Annotated in this window: 27 protein-coding genes; 19 read left to right on the top strand and 8 right to left on the bottom strand. The window is 63.6% G+C overall.

Going from position 1 to position 19,282, the window contains the following annotated elements; all coding sequences use genetic code 11:
* Window positions 1-139: 139 nt before the first annotated feature.
* Entirely contained in the window at window positions 140-1,165 is a 1,026-nt protein-coding gene (locus tag ABIB00_RS04795) for a hypothetical protein (protein ID WP_354103576.1), read from the bottom strand.
* A gap of 318 nt (window positions 1,166-1,483) precedes the next feature.
* Between ABIB00_RS04795 and ABIB00_RS04790 the strand changes: the two genes are divergently transcribed.
* Window positions 1,484-2,101 carry a L,D-transpeptidase gene (locus ABIB00_RS04790; RefSeq protein ID WP_354103851.1) on the top strand — a complete coding sequence of 206 codons (618 nt, stop codon included), beginning with the start codon at window positions 1,484-1,486 and terminating at the stop codon, window positions 2,099-2,101.
* Window positions 2,102-2,108: 7 nt separating this feature from the next.
* Here the strand turns inward: ABIB00_RS04790 and ABIB00_RS04785 are convergent, their stop codons facing one another.
* A complete protein-coding gene (locus ABIB00_RS04785) occupies window positions 2,109-2,540 on the bottom strand; it encodes a COG4315 family predicted lipoprotein (protein WP_354103575.1) in 432 nt (143 codons plus the stop codon).
* Window positions 2,541-2,661: 121 nt separating this feature from the next.
* Window positions 2,662-3,126 carry a MarR family winged helix-turn-helix transcriptional regulator gene (locus ABIB00_RS04780; RefSeq protein WP_354103574.1) on the bottom strand — a complete coding sequence of 155 codons (465 nt, stop codon included), beginning with the start codon at window positions 3,124-3,126 and terminating at the stop codon, window positions 2,662-2,664.
* A gap of 103 nt (window positions 3,127-3,229) precedes the next feature.
* On the opposite strand from ABIB00_RS04780, the gene ABIB00_RS04775 reads away from it, so the two are divergent.
* The 3 genes from ABIB00_RS04775 to ABIB00_RS04765 all read left to right on the top strand — a co-directional run bounded on the left by ABIB00_RS04775 (window position 3,230) and on the right by ABIB00_RS04765 (window position 6,730).
* Complete coding sequence (locus ABIB00_RS04775) at window positions 3,230-5,152, top strand: FAD-binding monooxygenase (RefSeq protein ID WP_354103573.1); 1,923 nt, start codon at window positions 3,230-3,232, stop codon at window positions 5,150-5,152.
* Window positions 5,153-5,307: 155 nt separating this feature from the next.
* Window positions 5,308-6,279, top strand: coding sequence for an SH3 domain-containing protein (locus ABIB00_RS04770; RefSeq protein WP_354103572.1), 972 nt, complete (start codon window positions 5,308-5,310; stop codon window positions 6,277-6,279).
* Between the two features lie 223 nt (window positions 6,280-6,502).
* Window positions 6,503-6,730, top strand: a complete 228-nt coding sequence (locus ABIB00_RS04765) for a hypothetical protein (RefSeq protein WP_354103571.1) — start codon at window positions 6,503-6,505, stop codon at window positions 6,728-6,730.
* Window positions 6,731-6,749: 19 nt separating this feature from the next.
* Here the strand turns inward: ABIB00_RS04765 and ABIB00_RS04760 are convergent, their stop codons facing one another.
* Window positions 6,750-7,082, bottom strand: a complete 333-nt coding sequence (locus ABIB00_RS04760; RefSeq protein WP_354103570.1) for a DUF3551 domain-containing protein — start codon at window positions 7,080-7,082, stop codon at window positions 6,750-6,752.
* A gap of 57 nt (window positions 7,083-7,139) precedes the next feature.
* On the opposite strand from ABIB00_RS04760, the gene ABIB00_RS04755 reads away from it, so the two are divergent.
* From ABIB00_RS04755 to pdxY, 3 genes are all read left to right on the top strand, one after another.
* On the top strand, window positions 7,140-7,346 hold the full coding sequence (locus tag ABIB00_RS04755) for a hypothetical protein (protein ID WP_345946791.1): 207 nt from the start codon (window positions 7,140-7,142) through the stop codon (window positions 7,344-7,346).
* Between the two features lie 135 nt (window positions 7,347-7,481).
* The gene (locus ABIB00_RS04750) at window positions 7,482-7,793 is read left to right on the top strand and encodes a hypothetical protein (RefSeq protein ID WP_354103850.1); all 312 of its coding nucleotides are present in this window, start codon (window positions 7,482-7,484) and stop codon (window positions 7,791-7,793) included.
* A gap of 240 nt (window positions 7,794-8,033) precedes the next feature.
* Window positions 8,034-8,846 carry a pyridoxal kinase gene (pdxY, locus tag ABIB00_RS04745; protein ID WP_354103569.1) on the top strand — a complete coding sequence of 271 codons (813 nt, stop codon included), beginning with the start codon at window positions 8,034-8,036 and terminating at the stop codon, window positions 8,844-8,846.
* A gap of 12 nt (window positions 8,847-8,858) precedes the next feature.
* On the opposite strand, the gene ABIB00_RS04740 is transcribed toward pdxY, so the two are convergent.
* Window positions 8,859-10,172, bottom strand: a complete 1,314-nt coding sequence (locus ABIB00_RS04740) for a M15 family metallopeptidase domain-containing protein (RefSeq protein ID WP_354103568.1) — start codon at window positions 10,170-10,172, stop codon at window positions 8,859-8,861.
* Between the two features lie 135 nt (window positions 10,173-10,307).
* Here ABIB00_RS04740 and ABIB00_RS04735 point away from each other — a divergent pair, with 135 nt between their 5' ends.
* From ABIB00_RS04735 to ABIB00_RS04710, 6 genes are all read left to right on the top strand, one after another.
* On the top strand, window positions 10,308-10,478 hold the full coding sequence (locus ABIB00_RS04735; RefSeq protein ID WP_354103567.1) for a hypothetical protein: 171 nt from the start codon (window positions 10,308-10,310) through the stop codon (window positions 10,476-10,478).
* Window positions 10,479-10,535: 57 nt separating this feature from the next.
* A complete protein-coding gene (locus tag ABIB00_RS04730; RefSeq protein WP_354103566.1) occupies window positions 10,536-10,694 on the top strand; it encodes a Flp family type IVb pilin in 159 nt (52 codons plus the stop codon).
* A 63-nt stretch (window positions 10,695-10,757) separates the two neighbouring features.
* A complete protein-coding gene (locus ABIB00_RS04725) occupies window positions 10,758-10,961 on the top strand; it encodes a hypothetical protein (protein WP_354103565.1) in 204 nt (67 codons plus the stop codon).
* Between the two features lie 171 nt (window positions 10,962-11,132).
* Window positions 11,133-11,387 (top strand): hypothetical protein, encoded by a 255-nt coding sequence (locus tag ABIB00_RS04720; RefSeq protein WP_354103564.1) that lies wholly within the window; start codon window positions 11,133-11,135, stop codon window positions 11,385-11,387.
* Between the two features lie 264 nt (window positions 11,388-11,651).
* Window positions 11,652-11,798 carry a hypothetical protein gene (locus ABIB00_RS04715; RefSeq protein ID WP_247346753.1) on the top strand — a complete coding sequence of 49 codons (147 nt, stop codon included), beginning with the start codon at window positions 11,652-11,654 and terminating at the stop codon, window positions 11,796-11,798.
* Window positions 11,799-11,870: 72 nt separating this feature from the next.
* Window positions 11,871-12,791, top strand: coding sequence for a DMT family transporter (locus ABIB00_RS04710; RefSeq protein ID WP_354103563.1), 921 nt, complete (start codon window positions 11,871-11,873; stop codon window positions 12,789-12,791).
* A gap of 68 nt (window positions 12,792-12,859) precedes the next feature.
* Here the strand turns inward: ABIB00_RS04710 and ABIB00_RS04705 are convergent, their stop codons facing one another.
* A complete protein-coding gene (locus ABIB00_RS04705; RefSeq protein ID WP_354103562.1) occupies window positions 12,860-13,210 on the bottom strand; it encodes a zinc ribbon domain-containing protein YjdM in 351 nt (116 codons plus the stop codon).
* A gap of 211 nt (window positions 13,211-13,421) precedes the next feature.
* On the opposite strand from ABIB00_RS04705, the gene ABIB00_RS04700 reads away from it, so the two are divergent.
* Together ABIB00_RS04700 and ABIB00_RS04695 are read left to right on the top strand one after the other, a co-directional pair.
* Entirely contained in the window at window positions 13,422-13,958 is a 537-nt protein-coding gene (locus ABIB00_RS04700) for a helix-turn-helix domain-containing protein (RefSeq protein WP_354103561.1), read from the top strand.
* A gap of 230 nt (window positions 13,959-14,188) precedes the next feature.
* Window positions 14,189-14,848: a cell envelope biogenesis protein TolA gene (locus ABIB00_RS04695; protein WP_354103560.1), complete on the top strand. Its 660-nt coding sequence runs from the start codon at window positions 14,189-14,191 to the stop codon at window positions 14,846-14,848.
* Between the two features lie 142 nt (window positions 14,849-14,990).
* Here the strand turns inward: ABIB00_RS04695 and ABIB00_RS04690 are convergent, their stop codons facing one another.
* Window positions 14,991-15,248, bottom strand: a complete 258-nt coding sequence (locus ABIB00_RS04690; protein WP_247346760.1) for a hypothetical protein — start codon at window positions 15,246-15,248, stop codon at window positions 14,991-14,993.
* A 288-nt stretch (window positions 15,249-15,536) separates the two neighbouring features.
* On the opposite strand from ABIB00_RS04690, the gene ABIB00_RS04685 reads away from it, so the two are divergent.
* Window positions 15,537-15,818: a hypothetical protein gene (locus ABIB00_RS04685; protein ID WP_354103559.1), complete on the top strand. Its 282-nt coding sequence runs from the start codon at window positions 15,537-15,539 to the stop codon at window positions 15,816-15,818.
* Between the two features lie 111 nt (window positions 15,819-15,929).
* Here ABIB00_RS04685 and ABIB00_RS04680 read toward each other — a convergent pair whose 3' ends face one another.
* A complete protein-coding gene (locus ABIB00_RS04680; RefSeq protein ID WP_354103558.1) occupies window positions 15,930-16,727 on the bottom strand; it encodes a transglycosylase SLT domain-containing protein in 798 nt (265 codons plus the stop codon).
* 204 nt (window positions 16,728-16,931) lie between these two features.
* Here ABIB00_RS04680 and ABIB00_RS04675 point away from each other — a divergent pair, with 204 nt between their 5' ends.
* The 3 genes from ABIB00_RS04675 to ABIB00_RS04665 all read left to right on the top strand — a co-directional run bounded on the left by ABIB00_RS04675 (window position 16,932) and on the right by ABIB00_RS04665 (window position 19,237).
* Window positions 16,932-17,939, top strand: coding sequence for an acyl-CoA desaturase (locus tag ABIB00_RS04675; protein WP_354103557.1), 1,008 nt, complete (start codon window positions 16,932-16,934; stop codon window positions 17,937-17,939).
* Between the two features lie 334 nt (window positions 17,940-18,273).
* A complete protein-coding gene (locus ABIB00_RS04670; protein ID WP_354103556.1) occupies window positions 18,274-18,606 on the top strand; it encodes a hypothetical protein in 333 nt (110 codons plus the stop codon).
* Window positions 18,530-19,237, top strand: a complete 708-nt coding sequence (locus ABIB00_RS04665; protein WP_354103555.1) for a nucleotidyl transferase AbiEii/AbiGii toxin family protein — start codon at window positions 18,530-18,532, stop codon at window positions 19,235-19,237. The genes ABIB00_RS04670 and ABIB00_RS04665 overlap by 77 nt, the downstream gene beginning before the upstream one ends.
* The last annotated feature ends 45 nt before the right edge of the window (window positions 19,238-19,282 follow it).

The following is a 19,282-nucleotide window of genomic DNA, read 5'->3' as shown; positions in this document are numbered from 1 at the left end:
CCGGCATAGATCCCGACGGCCTTTTCTCTTGATGCAAAACGCGCGAAGCGTCGCTTCCCGTAGTTGCCCGGACTCAACGCATCATATCGACTCGGACAGCGTCCTTAGTCGCAACCCTGCATCGTCGCGTGACGATCGTTCAGCGCAACGGCATTGGCGGACGCACGACAGGTCCATCGTCGTCGGCAACGGCTTGCGTCGTTATGGGCGCAGCTGGCGGTGGGACCGCGGCCGCCTGCGAAGGCGGCGGTGCGAGCGGCGCAGGCGAATAAGCCGGCATGTAAGTCTGCGACACGGCCGGCTTCGGCTTGCGAACCGGCGGCGCCGGAGGCCGCGCGGACACGCGCGCGCGCGGATCGACGGGCGGCTTTGCATCGGCCATCGGCTTTGGCGCGGGCGGCTTCGCCATCTCGCGCGCCATCTGCTCCTGTCCGGCCTTCAACTCGGCGATGTTGACCTTGAGCTGCTCGATCTGCTGCGCCATCGCGGCGAGATCGCGCGTCATCGATTGCACCGATTGCACAGGATCGGACTGTGTTGCCGTGGGCACGGCTGCTGCAACCTGAGTTGGAGGCGGCGCCACGGATTGATCGGTCGCTTGATCCGCTGCGGCTTGATCCGTTGCGGCCTGCTCCGTTGCGGCCTGCTCCGCAGGTGGCGCGGCCTGCGCGGCGGCGACCGGTGCCGTCTGCGACGTCGAAGGCAGCAGCGACGCCAATGCCGGCGTCCATTCGGCCAACAACTGTCTTGCGGTGTCGCCATGATTCTCCCAGGCGACAGTGGCGGCCGCGCTGCCGCCCGCGAACAGCAACGTGACGAACGCGCCGCGCAGCCATTTGCCGGCGGAGGATCGCTTCTGCCGGCCGCGACCATCACCGGCCGCGATGCGCACGGCGGTGTCGACCGAAGGCACCGCCGCCTGCGGCTCCGCGACAGGACTGAACCTCGGCTCCGGACCAACTTTGGACTTTGGCGTGAACGCCGGATCTATTTTGGGCTCCGGACGGGTCGTGATCTCAGGCGCGAACGCGGGCGCAACGCCGATGGCGCGAGAGGCCAGCACCATCTCGGGCGAAATCTGCACGGCGTCGTGCGGGTCATTGTTCGTGACCGTATCCTTCACGATCTCATCGACGATTTGCCGAGAGTTCAGCGTCGCGAGCATCGCAGCTCCTTTTGATGCCTTCGTCGTTCGCATTGGCGCGAGCCGATCCGTTGAGGTGAGCCCATCCAAATCTGACGAGCCAAGCACGATGCGCACGAGTCCAGCCGGATTTGACCAAAGCAAGGCGAGGGGATGGAGACTGTGCGACGCTCTTCCACCGTTTGTGGTGATGGAACCCGCTCGGTCAAACACGCGCACGTGTTCCGCATTGCCTTGTTTTCAGCACGATTTGGGCAGCATCTGGTATCGCTGGGGGTGCTGCTATCGCTATCGGGGCCGGCGGTGCCAAAATCTTTATTCGTTCTATTCGTCGTTGCCATGTTTCCGCTGGGCGGCTGCATGCAGACGACACTTTCGCCATCAACGGATGCGAGCATGACGCCGCGCGACCGGCAGTTGCTGGCGCATGCGCCTTACGCGCAGGCGAACGTGCCCGAGCAATATCTCCGGCATATCGTCGATTATCCACGCAAGGAGCAGCCAGGCACGATCCTGGTCGATACCAATGCGCGCTACCTCTATTTCGTGCTGCCCGACGGCAAGGCGATGCGTTATGGCGTCGCGGTCGGCGAGGAAGCCATGGCGTTCTCCGGCGTGGCGCGGGTCGGCCGGTTGGCGGAATGGCCGGACTGGGTTCCGACAGCGGACATCCAGGCGCGGCTCGGACCCTATCCAGCGCGCGTCACCGGCGGTCCCGCCAATCCGCTGGGCGCACGGGGCATCTATCTCTATGCCGGCAACAAGGACACGCTCTACCGCATCCACGGCACCAACCAGCCGGAATATATCGGGCAGGCGATCTCGTCCGGATGCATCCGGATGCGCAACGAGGACGTGATCGATCTCTATGACCGGGTGAAGCTCAATTCAACGGTCGTGGTGTTACCGCCCGGACAGAGCGCGCAAGTCGAGGCGAGGCCCAGCTGGCGCGGGTGAGGTCGCCCTACTCCGCGGGCTGGGCAACGCGCCATTGCAGCGTCGTGGCATTGCCGTTGGTATCGCCCGGCGCCTTGTCGGCGGGCGAGGTGTAGAGCGGGCGATAGCGGTAGGCCCACATCTTGCTGCCGTCGTCGCGATTGATCACGGTGAAGTCGCCAACGGCCCTGGCGTCGGCCGTTGCGGCTAGCGGGATCCAGCTCTCGATGCACTTGCTGTTGCAGTTCGACGTCTTCCCGGTGGTGTCGCGTTCGTAATAATAGAGCGTCATTCCCTTGAGATCGACGAGCTTGGGACCCTTTTTGGTCAGGACGACTTTGGCTGGCGCGATCGCGGCCTCGACCTTCGGCGGGGCAGGGTCACCGCCGCCATGGCCGTTTGCGAGTGCAGGGGCGGTCGAGAGCGCGACGGCCGCCGCGACAATGATGAACCTGGACATCCAAAACTCCCGAACGGCAAAGTTAATCGCGCCTTAAGCGCAGAACGGTGCCGACAGTAGCAGCCGAACGTTAGTTCCAGGTTTCGCGGGTGTGCGACAAATACGGGCAAAAATACGGGGCCTAGGCCTGCACCTCGCGCAACGGGGCGCGGCTGAGCTTGTTGCCGGCGGCGATGACCTTGTGCAACAGCCGCATCAGCTCCTCACCTTCCTTCGCGCTGAGCCCGCGCAGCATGATGCGTTGCGCGGATTCGACGGCCGGCGTGATCTTGCGCAGCGTGCGGCGGCCTTCATCGGTGATCTCGAGCTCGCGGGCACGGCGGTCGCGGCTCGAGGCCCGGCGCTCCGCGAGCCCCTTCAGCACGAGGCGGTCGATCACGCCGGTGATGGTGGTGCGGTCGTAGGCGATCAGGCCCGCCAGCGTCACCTGGTCGAGCCCCGGATTGGCCTTGATGGTCGCGAGCGCTGCGTATTGCACCGGCGTGAGGTCGAAGCCGGCATCCCCGACCTCGGCCAGAAACACCGCCACCGCGATCTGCTGGAACCGGCGCGCCAGATGTCCGGGCATGTCGCTATTGTATTTCACCGGATTCTCCGTTGGGGCAGGGACGGTTGGGATCGTTGACAAGTATACTGATAATCAGCATACTGAGCAATATCCAGACAGAACGTTTCGGGGAGAGGTGCTCATGCAATTCCATCTCAATGGATTTCAACCGGGCGACCCTGAAATCGCCGATCCCGCAGAACGCATTCAGGCTTCCGGCGCAGCGGGGGCCGTGCCTGACGAAGTGGATGTCCTCATCGTCGGCTGTGGCCCTGCGGGCCTGACGCTCGCCGCCCAGCTTGCGCAATTCCCTGACATCAAGACCTGCATCGTCGAGCAGAAGCCGGGGCGCCTGCTGGTCGGGCAGGCCGACGGCATCGCCTGCCGCACCATGGAGATGTTCCACGCCTTCGGCTTTAGCGAGCGCGTTCTGAAGGAAGCTTGCTGGGTCAACGAGACGACGTTCTGGAAGCCGGACGAACGGATTCCGGAAAACATCGTCCGCAGCGGCCGGGTGCAGGACGTCGAAGACGGGCTGTCGGAATTCCCGCACGTCATCCTCAACCAGGCGCGGATCCATGACGGCTTTCTTGACGTCATGCGCAAAGCGCCGGCCAAGCTTGAGCCGCATTACAGCCGACGCCTGCTCGATCTCGAGGTCGATCCGGCCGCGGGTCCCGCCGACCATGCCGTGACCGTGCGGCTCGAACGGGTCGATGCGGGGAACGAGGGCAAGGTCGAGACGATCAAGGCGCGCTACGTCGTCGGCTGTGACGGCGCGCGCAGCACGGTGCGCAAATCGATCGGCCGCGAGCTGCACGGCGATTCCGCCAATCACGCCTGGGGCGTGATGGACGTGCTGGCGGTGACCGATTTTCCGGACATCCGCTTCAAAGCCCTGATCCAGTCGGCGAAGGACGGCAGCCTGCTGATCATCCCGCGCGAAGGCGGCTACATGGTCCGCCTCTATGTCGAGCTCGCCAAGCTCGACATCGGCGAGCGCGTCACCAATCGCAACATCACCGCCGAGGACGTGATCGCCAAGGCGCAGCGGATATTGACGCCGCATACGCTCGAGGTGAAGGAGATCGCGTGGTGGTCGGTCTACGAGATCGGCCAGCGCCTGACCGACAAGTTCGACGACGTGCCGGAGGCCGAGATCAACTCGCGTCTGCCGCGGATCTTCATCGCCGGCGATGCCTGCCATACCCACAGCCCGAAGGCGGGGCAGGGCATGAACGTCTCGATGCAGGACGCCTTCAATCTCGGCTGGAAGCTCGCCGCCGTTTTGCGGAAGCAGTCTGCGCCAAGCCTGCTGCATTCCTATTCGGCCGAGCGCCAGGCGGTTGCGAAAGAGCTGATCGATTTCGACCGCGAATGGGCGGGCATTCTTGCGTCCGGCGCCAAGGCCGGCGGCGCCGATGCCGCCAGGACGCAGGCCTATTTTGTGAAGCATGGCCGGTACACCGCGGGCACCGCGACGCAATACCGCCCGTCGATTCTCACCGGAGCGACGTCCCACCAGCATCTCGCGCAAGGCCTCGTCATCGGCGCGCGTTTCCATTCCGCGCCCGTGATCCGGCTTGCGGACGCCAAGCCGGTCCATCTCGGTCACGCTGCGCAGGCGGATGGCCGCTTCCGCATCTACGCGTTTTCGCCTGCGGAAGATCCGGCGGCCGAGGGCTCGGCCATTCGCGCCTTGTGCAATTTCCTCTCCGAGGCGCGGGAGTCACCGGTCAGGCGCCATACGCCTGTCGGAGCCGACATCGACAGCGTGATCGACCTGCGGGCGGTGTTCCAGCAGGATCATCGCGAGCTCGCCGTCGAGGCGATGCCCGCACTGCTGCTCCCGCGCAAAGGCCGCTACGGCTTGATCGACTACGAGAAGATGTTCTGTCCGGATATCAAGAATGGTCAAGACGTTTTCACCATGCGCGGCGTCGACCGCAAGGCCGGCTGCATGGTCGTGGTGCGGCCGGATCAATACGTCGCGACCGTGCTGCCGATCGATGATTTTGCGGCGCTTGCTGCGTACTTCGACGTCTTCATGCTGCAAGTGAATTGACGGGCCGCCACGGCGCTTGCGCGGTGTCTCGATGAACGGCGAATGAATATTGAACCGCGCGCGGTATCGGTCTCGATCTTTCGACGAATGAGACCATCGTACGCGGAACGCCCGTTCTGCTTGCGCGTTCCGACTCGAACGAGGAGGACTACGCCATGAGATTCCGAAGTGTGTTGTTAGCCGCGTTGCTGCTCGCCCCGACGGCCGCACTGGCCGCACCGGGCATGGTCACCGTCTCGACTGGCCTGCGCGCCGGGCCGGGTTCGGGCTTTCCGCTGGTCGATCGCATCCCGGAGGGTGCCCGCGTCAACATCCATGGTTGCCTGCGCGGCAACGCCTGGTGCGACGTGAGCTTCTCCGATGATCGTGGCTGGGTGTCGTCGCAATATCTCGAATACCTCTACCGCAATCACTACGTCTATCTCCCCGACTATGTCGACGAGATCGACGTGCCCGTTGTCCCATTCGTGCTGACCTCGTATTGGTCGAGCTATTATCAGGGGCGGCCCTGGTATCGGCGGCATGCCCATTGGAACAGCTACTGGACCTCGCATCAGCGCGACGCGACGCGGATGACGATTGATCCGCGCGCGGCTCGCATCGGCCGCGCGGCAACGCGCGATGCGGCGATCGCACTCGGGCGCAACGGTGCAAATGTTAAGGGTGCGGCTGCGGTCTCCGGTCGTGATGCCGTGACCTCACGGCACGACGCCGCCATCGCCAGGCACGAGACTGCGGTTACGACGGACCGGAGCCGTGCTGGACGAAGCGAGCGCATCGCGCATGAGCGGACCAATCTGCAGAGCCGCAATCCGCGCGATGCGCAGGCCCGCATCATGCACGAGCAGGCTGCGAGCCGCGCGGCCGTGCGTGCGCAGCCGATGGCGGGCCCGCATGAGACGCCGCGTGTATCAGCCGCGCCCGCAAGCCGCCGTGCGATGCCCCATGTTGCCCAGCCCAACGTCAGCCACGGCTCGCCGATGAATGCTCATGCCCAAATGCCGGCGCCGCGCGCGGCTGTGCCCGCGATGCCGCATGGCGGCGGCGGCGCTCCTCACATGAACGCCGCACCGCGTGGCGGCGGTGCGGCGGCCGGCGGTCCCGGTGGCGGCCACCAAAAGCATTAAATCAGCCCAACGAAAGCCCGGCCCTCGCGCCGGGCTTTCTGCTCGGTCCGAACCGGTTCCCGGCGCGTCTAATTTAAGAAAGTTCTTCGCGAGCAGATTTCATCGATCGTAATATGTCTACCCAAAGCTGTAAGCATTCCACTCGGGGCAGCGGGGCACGGGAGGATGAACGATGAGACAGAGCCAGGCGGAGACGCGCCGCCAAAATGTCGCGAAGCGGTCGATGACCAAGGAGGCCAAGCAGCTGTCCGAACTGATTGCCGGGCTGCGCCAATCCCTCGACGGGATTCACAAGGAGCGGTCCAGCATCAAACTATCCGGCGCCGAGATGGGCCTTCTCGACGAACGCCGAAACAATCTGCTGCTCACCATCGCAGCCCTCGACGACCGCCTTTCGGCGGTAAAGGGGCTGATCGATCTCGGCCGTCCCCACATCATCCGCGTCCACTGATCGAAGCGCAGACCTGATGCTATCGGATTCGTCGCGGCGGCGACGGAACCGGGCTCAGCTGCCGGCTCTGCACGGCATAAGGATCGGCGTAGCACTGGGCGGATTGCCCGGAATCGGTCGCGGCGCACTGCGTGATCGTCGCAAAACTGCAATCGATGCTGCGGCCGTCGATGGTGTAGATCTCGAAGCAAACGGAATGGCGCGGATCGTAGGTCTGCGCGGCTGTCGGCGCCACGCCGGGCAAGCCCGCTCCAAGCAAGCCCGCGGCAAGCAGATAGTGTTCCTGATATGGCGCACGATCGACCTCCCTCGTTCGGCCGGAACCAAGCCACAAAGCTGCCGTGGATGGCATCAAATTGCCACGCTCCCGGCGAATTGCCGACAAAGCCCGCTGCCACGAGGAGAACGGGTGCAGGGCAACGCTAGGGGATGCGCATTGGCCTATAAGATGATCGCAGAACGCGACAACGAGAAGTGCAGTTATGCCCGCGAAAGCCGGTTGCTCATCGTGGCGAAGGCAAAGGTTTGGGCGAGCGAGGGATGGAAGGTCGTCATCACCGACCAGGACGGCAAGGCCTACGCGCCGCCCGAATTCGATCAGCTATTGGCGGCCTGACCGCAACACGGGGCTGCTTCTTCTTTTGACGCGTTTTCTTTGCGCGAACCGGTATATCCATTTCGCTCGAAAACGCACCAGGGGACGATATTGATTCCGCTATTTCGACCGGGGCGCAACGTGATCGTGCCCGTGATGGCTCTTGCCGCCGCCGTCCTGACGGCGACAGTTGCCGCCGCGCAAAATCTCGATGCCGGCAAGTCGCCGCAAAAGCTCTTCGCCGATGGTTGCACGACCTGCCATCGCAGCCCGCGCGGCCTTGCCAAGGGGCGCTTCAGCCTGACGCTGTCCTGGTTCCTGAAGGACCATTACGCTACCAGTTCGGACACGGCCAAGGCGCTCGCGGCGTATCTGGAATCGGTCGACACGCCGCCGCCGCGAGCCGCGGCCAAACCGGGTGCAAAGCGATCCGCGCCGCGTCTTCCCAAGCCGTCGCAAAGCCAATAGGCGTGGGCCGGTTCGGCTAGGCGCGCCGATAGGTCTGCGCGAGCAGCCCTGCGTGGACGACGTGGAGTTCGGGCGTGCCGTCGGTCGCACGGTGGCGCTTCAGCCGCGCCGGAGGAAACGCGGAGCGAGGCGGAGATCGCGGTCTATGCCGATGCCATGGCCGACATGTTCGGCGCTTGCGAGGCTGGCGCGGCGGGCTACACTTGCCACACCCAGCGTTTGATCCTACGGACCTCCTCCATGCTCGTCATCTCCATTCAAAGCCAGGTGGTCCACGGCCATGTCGGCAACAGCGCGGCCGCCTATGCCATGCAGGCGGAGGGGGTGAACGTCGCGGCGGTGCCGACGACGCTGCTGTCGAACCATCCGCGCTATCCGAGCCTGCGCGGGCGGGTGCTGGAGACCGAGTTCGTTGCAGATCTCCTGAAGGGCCTCGAGGAACGCGATCTCGTCGACGAGGCCGCGGTGCTCGTCACCGGCTACCTCGGCTCGCCCGGCAATGCCGCTGTCATTGCCGATTTCGTCGAGCGGGCGCTGACCCGCAATTCAAACCTCGTCTATCTCTGCGATCCCGTGATCGGCGATGACGGCCGCGTCTATGTTGCCGACGGCATTTCGGACGTGGTCCGTCACCGGCTGCTGCCGGCTGCGAATTTGACCACGCCGAACCAGTTCGAGCTCGAGCTTCTCTCCGGGCTCACCATCGCGGATGCGCAGGGCCTGCGCGCGGCTTGCGCGACGCTCGCCGGGACCGGCCGCATCGACGTGGTCGCCACCGGCTGCACGCTCACCGACACGGCGGAAGGGCAGGTGGAAACGATTCTGTGCGCCGACGGTCAGTTGTCGCGCTTGGCGACACCGCGCCTGCCGATCCGGCCCTATGGCACCGGCGATCTCCTCACCGGCCTGATCGCGGCGCATCTGGCCAGGGGCAGGGCAACCGAGGCGGCGGTGCGGCTCGCGGTCGAGACCATCTTTGCGGTGCTGGTGCGCACGCAGGAAGCCGGCACCGCCGAGATGCGGCTCGTGCCACTGCCGACGCGGGGACGGTAAGCCTTAGCGGATTCACGTCGCGCGCTTCGCGGCCGATTGCGCCGACTTCTGCGGCTTTGCCGGGAGCTTCTGCTCGCGCGTCGCCTGCGACTTCGCCTGTGCCTTGGGCCGCTTTGCGCTGGCGACAGCCCGCGCTTTCCTCGGCTTGACGTTGGCGGCTTCCTTGCGGTCCGACGTTCCCCGGCGCGAGACGTATTCCGGACCGTCGACCGGGCCGACATGCGGCGGATCGCGGCCGAGATAGGGCCGGCCGATGCCGAGCGCCTTGCCGTTGGCGTCGACCCATTTCCACAGCACCTCGGTCGAAACCCAGCGCTGCGCGCGGTTGTCGCCCTTGGTGCTGACGATGTCGGCCGCCATGCCGTGGCCGTAGCCGCCGCGCGTGCTGCCGCCGTGATAGGAGCGGTCGGAGGCGGCCTTCAAGCCGCTCGCGATCGACTGGCGATAGTTGTCGCGGAACGCGCTGGTGATGCCCGGCGAAAGGCCGGCGGCCTCGGCCGCGAGCAGCGTCCGGAACAGCTTTTGCTTAAAACTCTTGTCCATGCCGCCGATCACGTAGTCCATCATCGACATGCCGGCGTGGTCGGCCGCCTTCGGATCCTTCCAGCCAAAGTCCTCGTCGACCAGTTTCGTGAAGCTACGCATTACTGTGATCGTCTTGCCCTTGCGCTTGACGGTGACGGCGCGCCGATCCTCGACCTTGATCGAATCTTCCTTGGGCGTGCGCTGATAGAGCACCCAGAGATAGCGGTCGATGCAGGCTTCCATGACGAAGCATTCGTCGAGCACGGCGGCGGTGTCCGCGGCCGGCGAGGCCTTGCTCGCGGCCGGCGCCGGACCGGTCGTGATGGTCGCGGGCGACAGCGCGTCGGTCGTCACGATCTCGGAGGGATCGGCGGATGCGAGTTTTATCGCGGGCTCTTGCGCTGGCGGTGCCTCGCTGACGACGGGCGTGGGTTCAGGCGAAATCTGCGGCGCGGGCGGCGCCTCGTTCGGCAAGATCAGCACTGGGTCGGCCGAGGCGAGCTTGATGGCGGGAGCAGGCGCTTCGGGCGTTGCTTCTTCAGCGGTTACCAGGCTCGGAGTCGCAGCGACCGCGGCCGCGATATTGGCGGTCAGGGCGACGCCGTCCTCGATGGTCGCAGCGTGCGGGATGTCGGCGAGGTCGAATCGGCCGAGATCTTTCGCGCGCGAGACGGCAGAAGCATTGGCGCCGCTGTTCTCGATGAGGGCAGGGGCATAGGCGGACAGAGAGAGTGCCAACCAGCCGGCAAGAACCGCCGAGGGGCAGGATACCGCCACCAGAAGAGACCGCCGATCATCCATGATCCCTGCCTCCAAACGGTTCTGTTTGAACCTCGTCTTCTCCGAACAGTCGTGATGCCGACACTCTTTATCATGCAGTCTTGCACGAAAAGGCAGGCCGCGCGTCAATTGTTCGGAGGACGGTGTGGCGGCGCAATGGCGCAATTCGGCGAAAGCGGGCTTTTCGAACAGGTGTTGCGCAGCGGCAACGGCGGGTTCCGCTGCGGTTCCAAGGGCGCCACGGCCAAAAAGGCCTGCAAATGCAGCATTCATTGTCGTCAATTTGAGGCGGTCGAGTTTACTCAATCTTGGATTGTGGCTGTGTAAGTCTCCCGCGCCGGCGATTCCCGGTAGAGTTGGGAAGGACACGCGTGTGAAATTGAGATGCAATGGGCCGAATTCGCCGCCGATGAATCCGGCGCCACCGCGATCGAATACGGCCTGATCGCAGCCGGCATCGCGCTCGCGATCATCGAGATCATCTACGCGCTCGGCACCAACCTCGTCGCAAAGCTGCAATCGCTGGCGACGGCGTTGAAATAAGCTGCGTGGTGCGGCGCCCGACGCTTCGGAGCAACCTTGGGCCGGCTAGCGCGTTATGCGCTCATGACGCATTCCTCGCTTCGTCCCATGGACGCCTTCGACCCCGCCGAGCCCGCCATCCTGCATGACCTGCTCTCCGATACGATCATCACCTGGACCGCTGAGCAGGCCGACGATTACCGGCGCGCCAGCCGTCCGGGCGGGGACGGAACCGTGAGCTGGAAGGTCTACGTCTTCGACGGCTGGGGTAATGTGCTCGGCGGCTGACCAATGCTCATAAAAGTGTCATGTCCCAGCCGGCGATGATTTGGCCAAAGCCTTGCGCGCATTAAACATATTGCCATGCGCCGGACGCGTTGTTGCAATGCACCAACGTATGTCGCATTGCAGCAAAATGCGCTTAGATGTGCTCCGAACCTTCCATCAGGAGCATCACCAATGAACAAGAAGACTCTGTCGATTGCCGCCGCCATCCTGACGATCGCGGGCAGCACCGCGGCTTTCGCCGCCGAGCTGCCGACCTATGAGGCCAACGGTTTCCCGGTCTCCCCGATGCAGGTGCGCGTGCTCGGTGCCGCGCATGTCGAGCAGCAGGCAACTGCGCCGACCACCGTCGCTTCGGTCCACCAGGCCCGCGTGCTCACGCCGCGCAAGGTCAAGACCGCTGACGTCACGATGGGCAGCGCGCGCTGATCTGAATTCACCCCGACCTGAAGCAGGCTCGCCTCCACGCGAGCCTGCGCCGACCGCGTTCCCTTTCGGGAGCGCGGTCTTTTTTTAGCGCGGCGGGTGCGCGGATTGAGAAAGTCACGGCGAGAAAAATCGCCGTCACGTGCCGGTTGTGTACGGCGGTTCAAAGCGAGTGTGATCTCTTTAATAGTTGCTTTGCAGATCGGGGCGCTTGATGCGGGCGTCGCTTATTGCGCGGCCAAGAATCATTTTCATAATGGAGCCGTCATGCCCGTTGCACAGAAAGCCGTTATTGCGAGCGCCTCGCCGCGCGCGTTTATCCTCAGGCATATCGCGTTGTTCGCAGCTGCCGCGCTGTTCGTGTTCGTTCTGAGCCTGACATATGGGCTCGATCTCAGCCCCGGGTTTTTCTAGCGCGTAAGCGACGTGCCAGCCCTGCAACCGCGTGGGTTGAGCCTCATCACGCGCTGACCTAAGGCTTGCCGCATGGATCAGCGGACGAGCGGCGCTGACGCTCTCACTCACAAAAACGATGCGGCGCCGGCGCTGCTTGGCGTCGTCTGCGGCCTCGCCGCGGCGCTGTTCTGGGCGCTTGGCTTTGCCGGCACGCGGCATGGCCTCAAGGTCGGCTTTACGCCGGTCGATCTGCTGGTGCATCGCTATGTCTGGTCTGGCATCGCGTTTCTGCCGCTGGTGATGCGCGCAGGCGTCGGCGATCTCTGTGGCATCGGCTGGGGCAGGGGCCTTGTGCTGATGGTGCTCGGCGGCCCCGTGATGTCGCTGATCTCCTACACTGGTTTTCTGTTCGTGCCGCTCGGCCATGGCAGCGTGATCCAGCCCTCCTGCGCGACACTCGGCGGCCTGCTGCTCGCGGCGTTGTTCCTGAAGGAACATATCTCTGCATCGCGCCTTGTCGGCGCCTTCGTGATCGTCGGCGGCCTCGGCGTGATCGGCGCGGAATCGATCGGCCATATCGGCGCCGACGGCGTGCTGGGTGATCTGACCTTCGTGCTGACCGGATTTATGTTCGCAGGTTTTGGCGCGCTGCTGCGCCACTGGCGTGTCTCCGCGGTGTCGGCCGCGCTCGTTATCAACGTGCTGTCGTTGCTGCTCTTGCCGATCTACCTGATGACCGGCGGGCTCGCCCGGGTCGCCGCGATCGGTGTCACCGAGAACGCCATCCAGGCGCTGGCGCAGGGCGTGCTTGCCGGCCCCGCCGCGCTCTATCTTTACGCTGTTTCGGTCCAACGCCTCGGCGTCGCCCGCGCCTCCGTGATCCCGGCCTGCGTGCCGGCTCTGACGCTGCTCACCGGCTGGCTTCTGCTCGGCGAGCAGCCGACGATGTTGCAGGCCGCGGGCCTGGTGACGGTGCTGTGCGGCTTTTATCTGGCGCAGCGGCAGCGATAGATCGCAGAAACGCGGGTTTCAGAGAACGGCCGACCGCCCGAAAAGTTCAGGGCGAGCGCATCGCCTTGCTACGCCTTCCTCACGAACTCCGATTTCAGATTCATCGCGCCGATGCCGTCGATCTTGCAGGCGATGTCGTGGCCGTCGCTGGCCTCCTGCAGGCGGATGTTGCGGACCTTGGTGCCGCCTTTGACGACGGAGGAGGAGCCCTTGATCTTGAGGTCCTTGATCACGATGACGCTGTCGCCGTCGGCGAGCACATTGCCGTTGGCATCCCGCACGCCGGAATCCTGCGCGGCGTCGGCGGCCGCTTCCGCCGTGCCGCTCCATTCATGGCCGCATTCCGGGCAGACCCAGAGACCACGATCCTCGTAGGCGTGCTCGGAATTGCAGGTCGGGCATTTCATCGTGTCGGTCATCGTTCGCCTCGTCGCCCGTCACGGGCGCGCCGCACGCCTTCCGCCGGAAAAGATGGATTGGGAGCGAATCCTTTACCATGGCTTCCAGTCCCGGTCGAACCCGGGGAAACTTAGGAGTTCAGGAAAAAGTCTGCGGTATTGAGGTCCGGGCTTACCGGCGGCGTCCGTTCGACGTCGCCGCGGGAGGAGCGTCCAGGAGGAACGTCCCGTCATGAGCGAGCATCGTGCCGCCGTCAGACATCACACGTTGCGGACCGGCATTGTCGAATTCGACAACGGCACCGGCAAGATCATCAGCGCGCCCTGCACGATCCGCGACGTCTCCGGCACCGGCGCCCGCCTGGGCCTCAACGCCTCGTTATGGGTCGCGGAGCAATTCACGCTGGTCTTCAGCAGCGGCCTGCGCAAGGACTGCCGGGTTGCTTGGCGCAAAGGCAGATTGATCGGCAGCGCATTCGCCGATGGCTATGCGAGCACGGACGAGCAGGCCGTCATGATGACCGCGGACGAGCAGTCCCGGCACAGGCTCGGGATCGGTGCGCGCGTCAAAACTGCGCGCGAGAGGCGCGGCTACACGGAAGCGCAGCTCGCCGAGCTGATCGGTGCCACGCCCGGTTTCGTGTCGCTGGCCGAGATGGGCGAGGCGGACATTCCGCTGTATCAGCTGATGCATATCGCAGATCTCTTGATGGTGGGTCTCGACGGGCTCGTGGCGGGGCCGGCGCCTGAGGACGTCGACGCGGCGTAGTTGGCACCCGTCCAACAAAAACGTCGAAAACAACCCCATGCACAGTAGAAATTCGTAAGGATTTCAACGTTTTGCAAATCCGAAAAATTGTTGATGGTGGGCTCCGCATTGTCCGGATCGACTTCGGCGATACCGAATCGAATTTGACTTGTCGGGCAAAACAGGGGCAGTATGGCATCGTGGCGCCGGTGCGACGGCTGAAGCTGATGCGTCGCAAGGCACGGGGCGACATGCCAAAAGACCTGAAAACAAAACCAACAAGAAAACTGAAGACCTACCAGACCTCGCTCGGCTTCTACGACCAGGCGGTCGCCGCGCCATCGATGAAGGCGGCACTGGACGCCTGGGGCGCCAAATCCAATCTCTTCCATCAGGGCGCCGCGAAGGAGACCGACGACCCCGACATCGTCGCCGCGACCATGGCAAGCCCCGGTGTCGTGCTCAGGCGCCCGGTCGGATCGGACGGCCCGTTCACCGAGCAGGCCAAGCTGCCGACCGATCTCATTGACGACGAGGCAAGGCCAAAATCCAGAGCCAAATCCAAAGCCAAGCCGAAAAAGGCTGCGGCCAAGGCTACAGGGAAATCATCCCGCAAGATCGACGATCAACAAGCCCGCAAGGCCGCCGCGGCGTTCGAGCAGGAAGAGCGGCGGCGAGAAGCCAAACGCCGGAAGGAAGAGGCCGCCCGCGCCAAGCAGCGCGCCCGCCGGGACAAGGCGGTCGCGAGCGCGCAGGCGGCGCTGGACAAGGCGAGGCGGGAGCACGACACGCGGACGGAGGCGATCGGAGCCGAGCGCGCCGCGCTCGATGAACGCGCCGAGGCGGAGGCGACGCGCTGGGACAAGCAGAGGATGAAGCTGGCGGAGGCGGTGCGGCGCGCGCGGGAATAGGGGCCGCCGGGACCGATTCAAGGAGGAGCGAGATGTCCGATCATGGCACGTGGTAGCGTCACGAAGACCCCGAGACATTCACGCATTCCCAGAGCAAGGCCTGGGTGACGGCCGGCTTCGATGCAGAGGTCGATTGGCGGAGTCAGCCGTGCGCCTGAAGGCAGGCGCGAACCTTGTCTGCCTGCGCGCGCGGCACGGCATGGGCGCGCCACTGCTCCATCGTGGCGCCGGCTGCGGCCAGGCACCGGTTGATGTTGCGCGCATAAGTATCATGGGACATACGATCGCGCTTGGCTTGGCAGGCAGCGTCGCCGCCACACTCGTAAAGGGGGGCAGCCTTGGCCATAGAGATGCCCAGCGACAAAAACATCACGACGAAAGCCGTCATCAGCTTGTTCATATATCCCCCGGAGTTCCGAATCGACTTGCTTTAATGGCCAAACGTCTAGCGTGTTGAATTGCCGACTGCAACCCTGGGGAACGCGGGACCGGTCGATTGAGTTGCGCGCTTCGTTGTCGCCGGCAAGCCGGCATCAGCCTGTGGCTTGCAAGATGGGTTTCGCGTTTCACGAACCCATCATTCCGACAGGGCGCCGGGGCCATCAGCGGTCATTCAAGCAAGTCTGGATCAAATTGGGCTTGCGTTGCTTTGCGTCCTTTTGCACTCTTTGGGTAGGAGGCCAGTCGTATGAAAACAATGACCGCCGCGTGTGCTCTCGGAATGGCCCTGGTGCTGTGTAACCTTGGGATATCAGGTGCCGAAGCCAGGGCGCGGAAAGCCCAGATCATTCGTGAACCGCAGCAGAGGCTCATCGTCACGGCGCCCGTGCTTAGGCCGACGCCGTGGGATTACAATATCGTTCCGCGGTATCGCTATCGTCCTGAAGACGACCGGGTCGACCCCTACGGCCCGCCTTTGGTGTCGTCGTGGGTCCGCTATGAAGGCTGGCGGTGGCCGTACTGGTGGTGACTATCGATCGCTGAAAGCTCGTAAGATGGATAGAGCACTTGCGAAGCCCATCAACGGCCGTTATGGCACGATGGGTTTCGCAAGTGCTCTACCCATCCTACGGACTGCGCGCTAACCGCCGTCATCCACCGCAAGCCGCAGAAACTGCCGCTTCATCGCGTTGACCTTGGCAATATAGCCCGCGACGAGGTGATCGCCGCAGCGCTCGTCGGCGATCAACTGAAACTTGCGGCGCGCGTACGCCGTGGCGGGACCTGCGCCGCAGAGATGGATGAAGGCGGCCAGATCCTGCCTCGCGCGCGTGCTCGCCTTCACATCGCCCGCGCGGGCGAGAATTTCAGCGACATTGCGATCCAGATACACCGATGCCAGCTCGATGGCGTGGCTCGGGATCGCGCGGACATAGAAGCTGGTGAACCCGCAAGCAGTCTCCGTGACCGCGTTGCCGCGGATACAGAACCGCGCGGCGTCGGCGTAAGCTGGATCGGTCATCTGGAAAAGGCCGACGGCGCTGGAGGCGGGCCGGTAAATCGCGAGGGGATTAAAACTCCATCGCCAGCGCCAGTAGGTGCGCACAAGCGGATTGCCTGAACTCTCGACCTGCGCCAGCGCGGCCAGCAATTCGGGCGTGATCGTCGCCGTGGAATGCTTGCGGAACAGCGGCCCGTATTGCCGCCAGGTCTCTGATGGATCCTTGTCGAGGGCATTGCCGACAAGGACGAATAGCTCGGTCGGCTTGCGCATTGTTTGATAGGCGATGTTCACCAGCACGACGACCGCAAGCAGCATCGCCACGCCGCCCGCGATCCGAACCATTCGCGGTGCGCGCGCGAATGTCTTTCCTGCCCACCGCGCGCCGCGCCGGAACTTGCGATGGCGAGGGAGGAGGCGCTTGCTTTTTCTGGGCATCGGTCTCGTGGGAGTGCATTGCGGAGACTGTGTACCTGGTTAACGCTGTCACCAGGCCTTGAAATCCGGCTTCTTTTCCTTCTGATCGCGTCTTTTCAGATGTCGGCTCCGTCTCCTACGGCAGCTCGAATCCTTGATGGAAGTAACCCGAGGTTGTACGGTGCGCCGCAGCAGGGTTAATTTTGTGTGAATGGATCGGCTGGAATGACCGTAATTGAAAGCGTGGTGTCGGCGGAAAGCGCGGACCGGAAAATGCCAGCGGGCGTGCTTGTCGAAGGCCCGGTGGTCGACGCCAAGTTTCGCGATTCCTACATCTCGTTCGTCATCATGATCGGAGGTTCGATCGCGGCGCTGGTCTGGGCCTTCTGGCAAGGCATCGGCCGGGTGGAGATTGCGGTCTTCGCCGGCACGTTCGCGCTGTCCACGGTCGGGATCGGCTTCATGCATCGCTACTTCGTCCACCGCAGCTTCCGCTGCGGTCCGGTGATGCGGACGTTATTCGCGGCCATCGCCACGATGGCGGTGCAGGGCTCGATCCTGAAATGGGTGAGCAATCATCGCCGACATCATCTTCACTCCGACAAGCCCGGCGACGTCCACAGCCCTTACTATGACGGCGACGGCAACCGCTATGTCACCTTCGCCAAGGGGATGATGCATGCGCAAGGCGGCTGGGTGTGGGACCAGGCCACTACCGACGCCGGATACTATGCCAAGGATATTCTGGCCGACCCGATCGCCATGTTCTTCACCAGGACACGCTGGTACTGGTACGCGCTCTCGGCGGTGATCATTCCGGGCGCGATCGGCTACGCCTTCGGCGGCGTGCACGCGATGACCGGCTGCATCCTGTTCTCAGGTCTGTTCCGCAGCTACCTCATGACCATGGCCACCTCGCTGGTCAACTCGGTCTGCCACAGCGACGGCCGCTACGGCTACCGCCGCTTCGCGCTCGAGGACGGCACGACCAACGAGTTCGTGACCACGATTCTTACCTTCGGTGAAGGCCTGCACAACAACCATCACCGGTTTCCGCGCGACGCCTATCTCTCGCACGCCTGGTACGAGATCGACATCAACGGTCTGATTATTCTCGGGCTCGGGAAGCTCGGCCTCGTGCACGACATTTTCGCGGCCGGAAGCCGGACGCTTCGCTCTGGAGATTCCGACGGCGGGAAACGTTCAATCCCAGATACGGAAGCTATGGTCTGAAGCCCGTAAGGATGGGTAGAGCGGCTTGTCCGCCGTAGCTCGAAGAGCGAAGGCGGAAGCGAAACCCATCAATAGCCGTCATGGCACGATGGGTTTCGCAAGTGCTCTACCCATCCTACTGGCTGCTGCGCCAGCGCGGCCAGCAATTCGGGCGTGATCGTCACGGTGCAAAAGCTGCGGAGGAAGGGCCTGCGCTTTCCTGGCATGGCTCTTTGTTGAGGTACGCGCTAAAAGCTGAATATTTTCAATAACCTATCCAATTGCTCGTGACCCCGGTCACGATGAAGAACGGGCGCCGGTTGAGGCTTTCTGCGAATGGCACCATATTGCGGGGATGTTGAAAAATGCGATCGAGAACCTGACTGCGGCCGTGACGACGATCAACACGCCGATGCCTGCCAGCATCGACGAAGGGACTCTGCTGGCGTGTCTGAAGGGGGAGATCTCCGAGCGAAAATGGCGCGTGTACGTGCAAGCGTTGTTCGACGAGGTCGATGTTTCCGTCATCCACAATCTCGTCGTTGATCATATCGTGACGTTCGACGAGTTATTGAAAGCAATCGACGCCTGGCAGGTCACGGAGTCCGCGAATGAAAGATGGGTCAGGGAGATGGCTTCCTTCGAGGTGGGAAGATCTCCTGCAGAAGGCGCTGATCGCACTCGATAGTCTGGAGGGGGGCGCCGGACCGTGGACGTTCGGCGGCGGCACCGCCCTGGCGCAGATCCTGAATCATCGGATCAGTTACGACGTCGATATCTTCCTGGATTCAAGCGCCGCCCTGAAGAACCTCGCGCCGAATACGAACCCGGTGACGAAGTCGCTGTGTGATAGTTGGCAATGGCCGGGCAAGTATCTGAAACTCATCGTGCGCGACGTCGGCGAGATCGATTTCCTGAACGCCCCGTCCTACATCGCCAATCCGACCCATCAACTTAAATTTGGCGAGCGTGCCATTGCAGCGGAGCGGTCCGCGGAAATCGCGACCAAGAAACTGGTCTATCGCGCATCGACATACACGCCGCGCGACGCCTTCGATCTTGCCGCGATCCATTTGCATGATCGTTCGGCGCTCCGCGAGATCGCGCAATCTCCGGCAATCACCCATCATGTCGTATCGTCCGCCCTGAATCGGTTGAATCTCGCGAAGCGCCAGTATCAAGCTGAGATGAGAAACGTGATCAATGCGACGCCGCGGGGCGAGGAGTTCATCGACGGAGCTTGCGAAATTGCTCTGGAGGCGCTGGTGGAAATTCGGAATCTGATCCCCGAAGATGGGATCGAACCGAGCAGCTCGTAGGATGGGTTGAGCCCTTGCGAAACCCATCGCTTCTGTCGATTAGCT

Origin of the sequence: Bradyrhizobium sp. LB14.3, assembly GCF_040547985.1 — a bacterium.
Taxonomy (GTDB): domain Bacteria; phylum Pseudomonadota; class Alphaproteobacteria; order Rhizobiales; family Xanthobacteraceae; genus Bradyrhizobium.
Note: the sequence above shows the minus strand (reverse complement) of the source record. Positions and strands in the feature narration are given on the sequence as shown.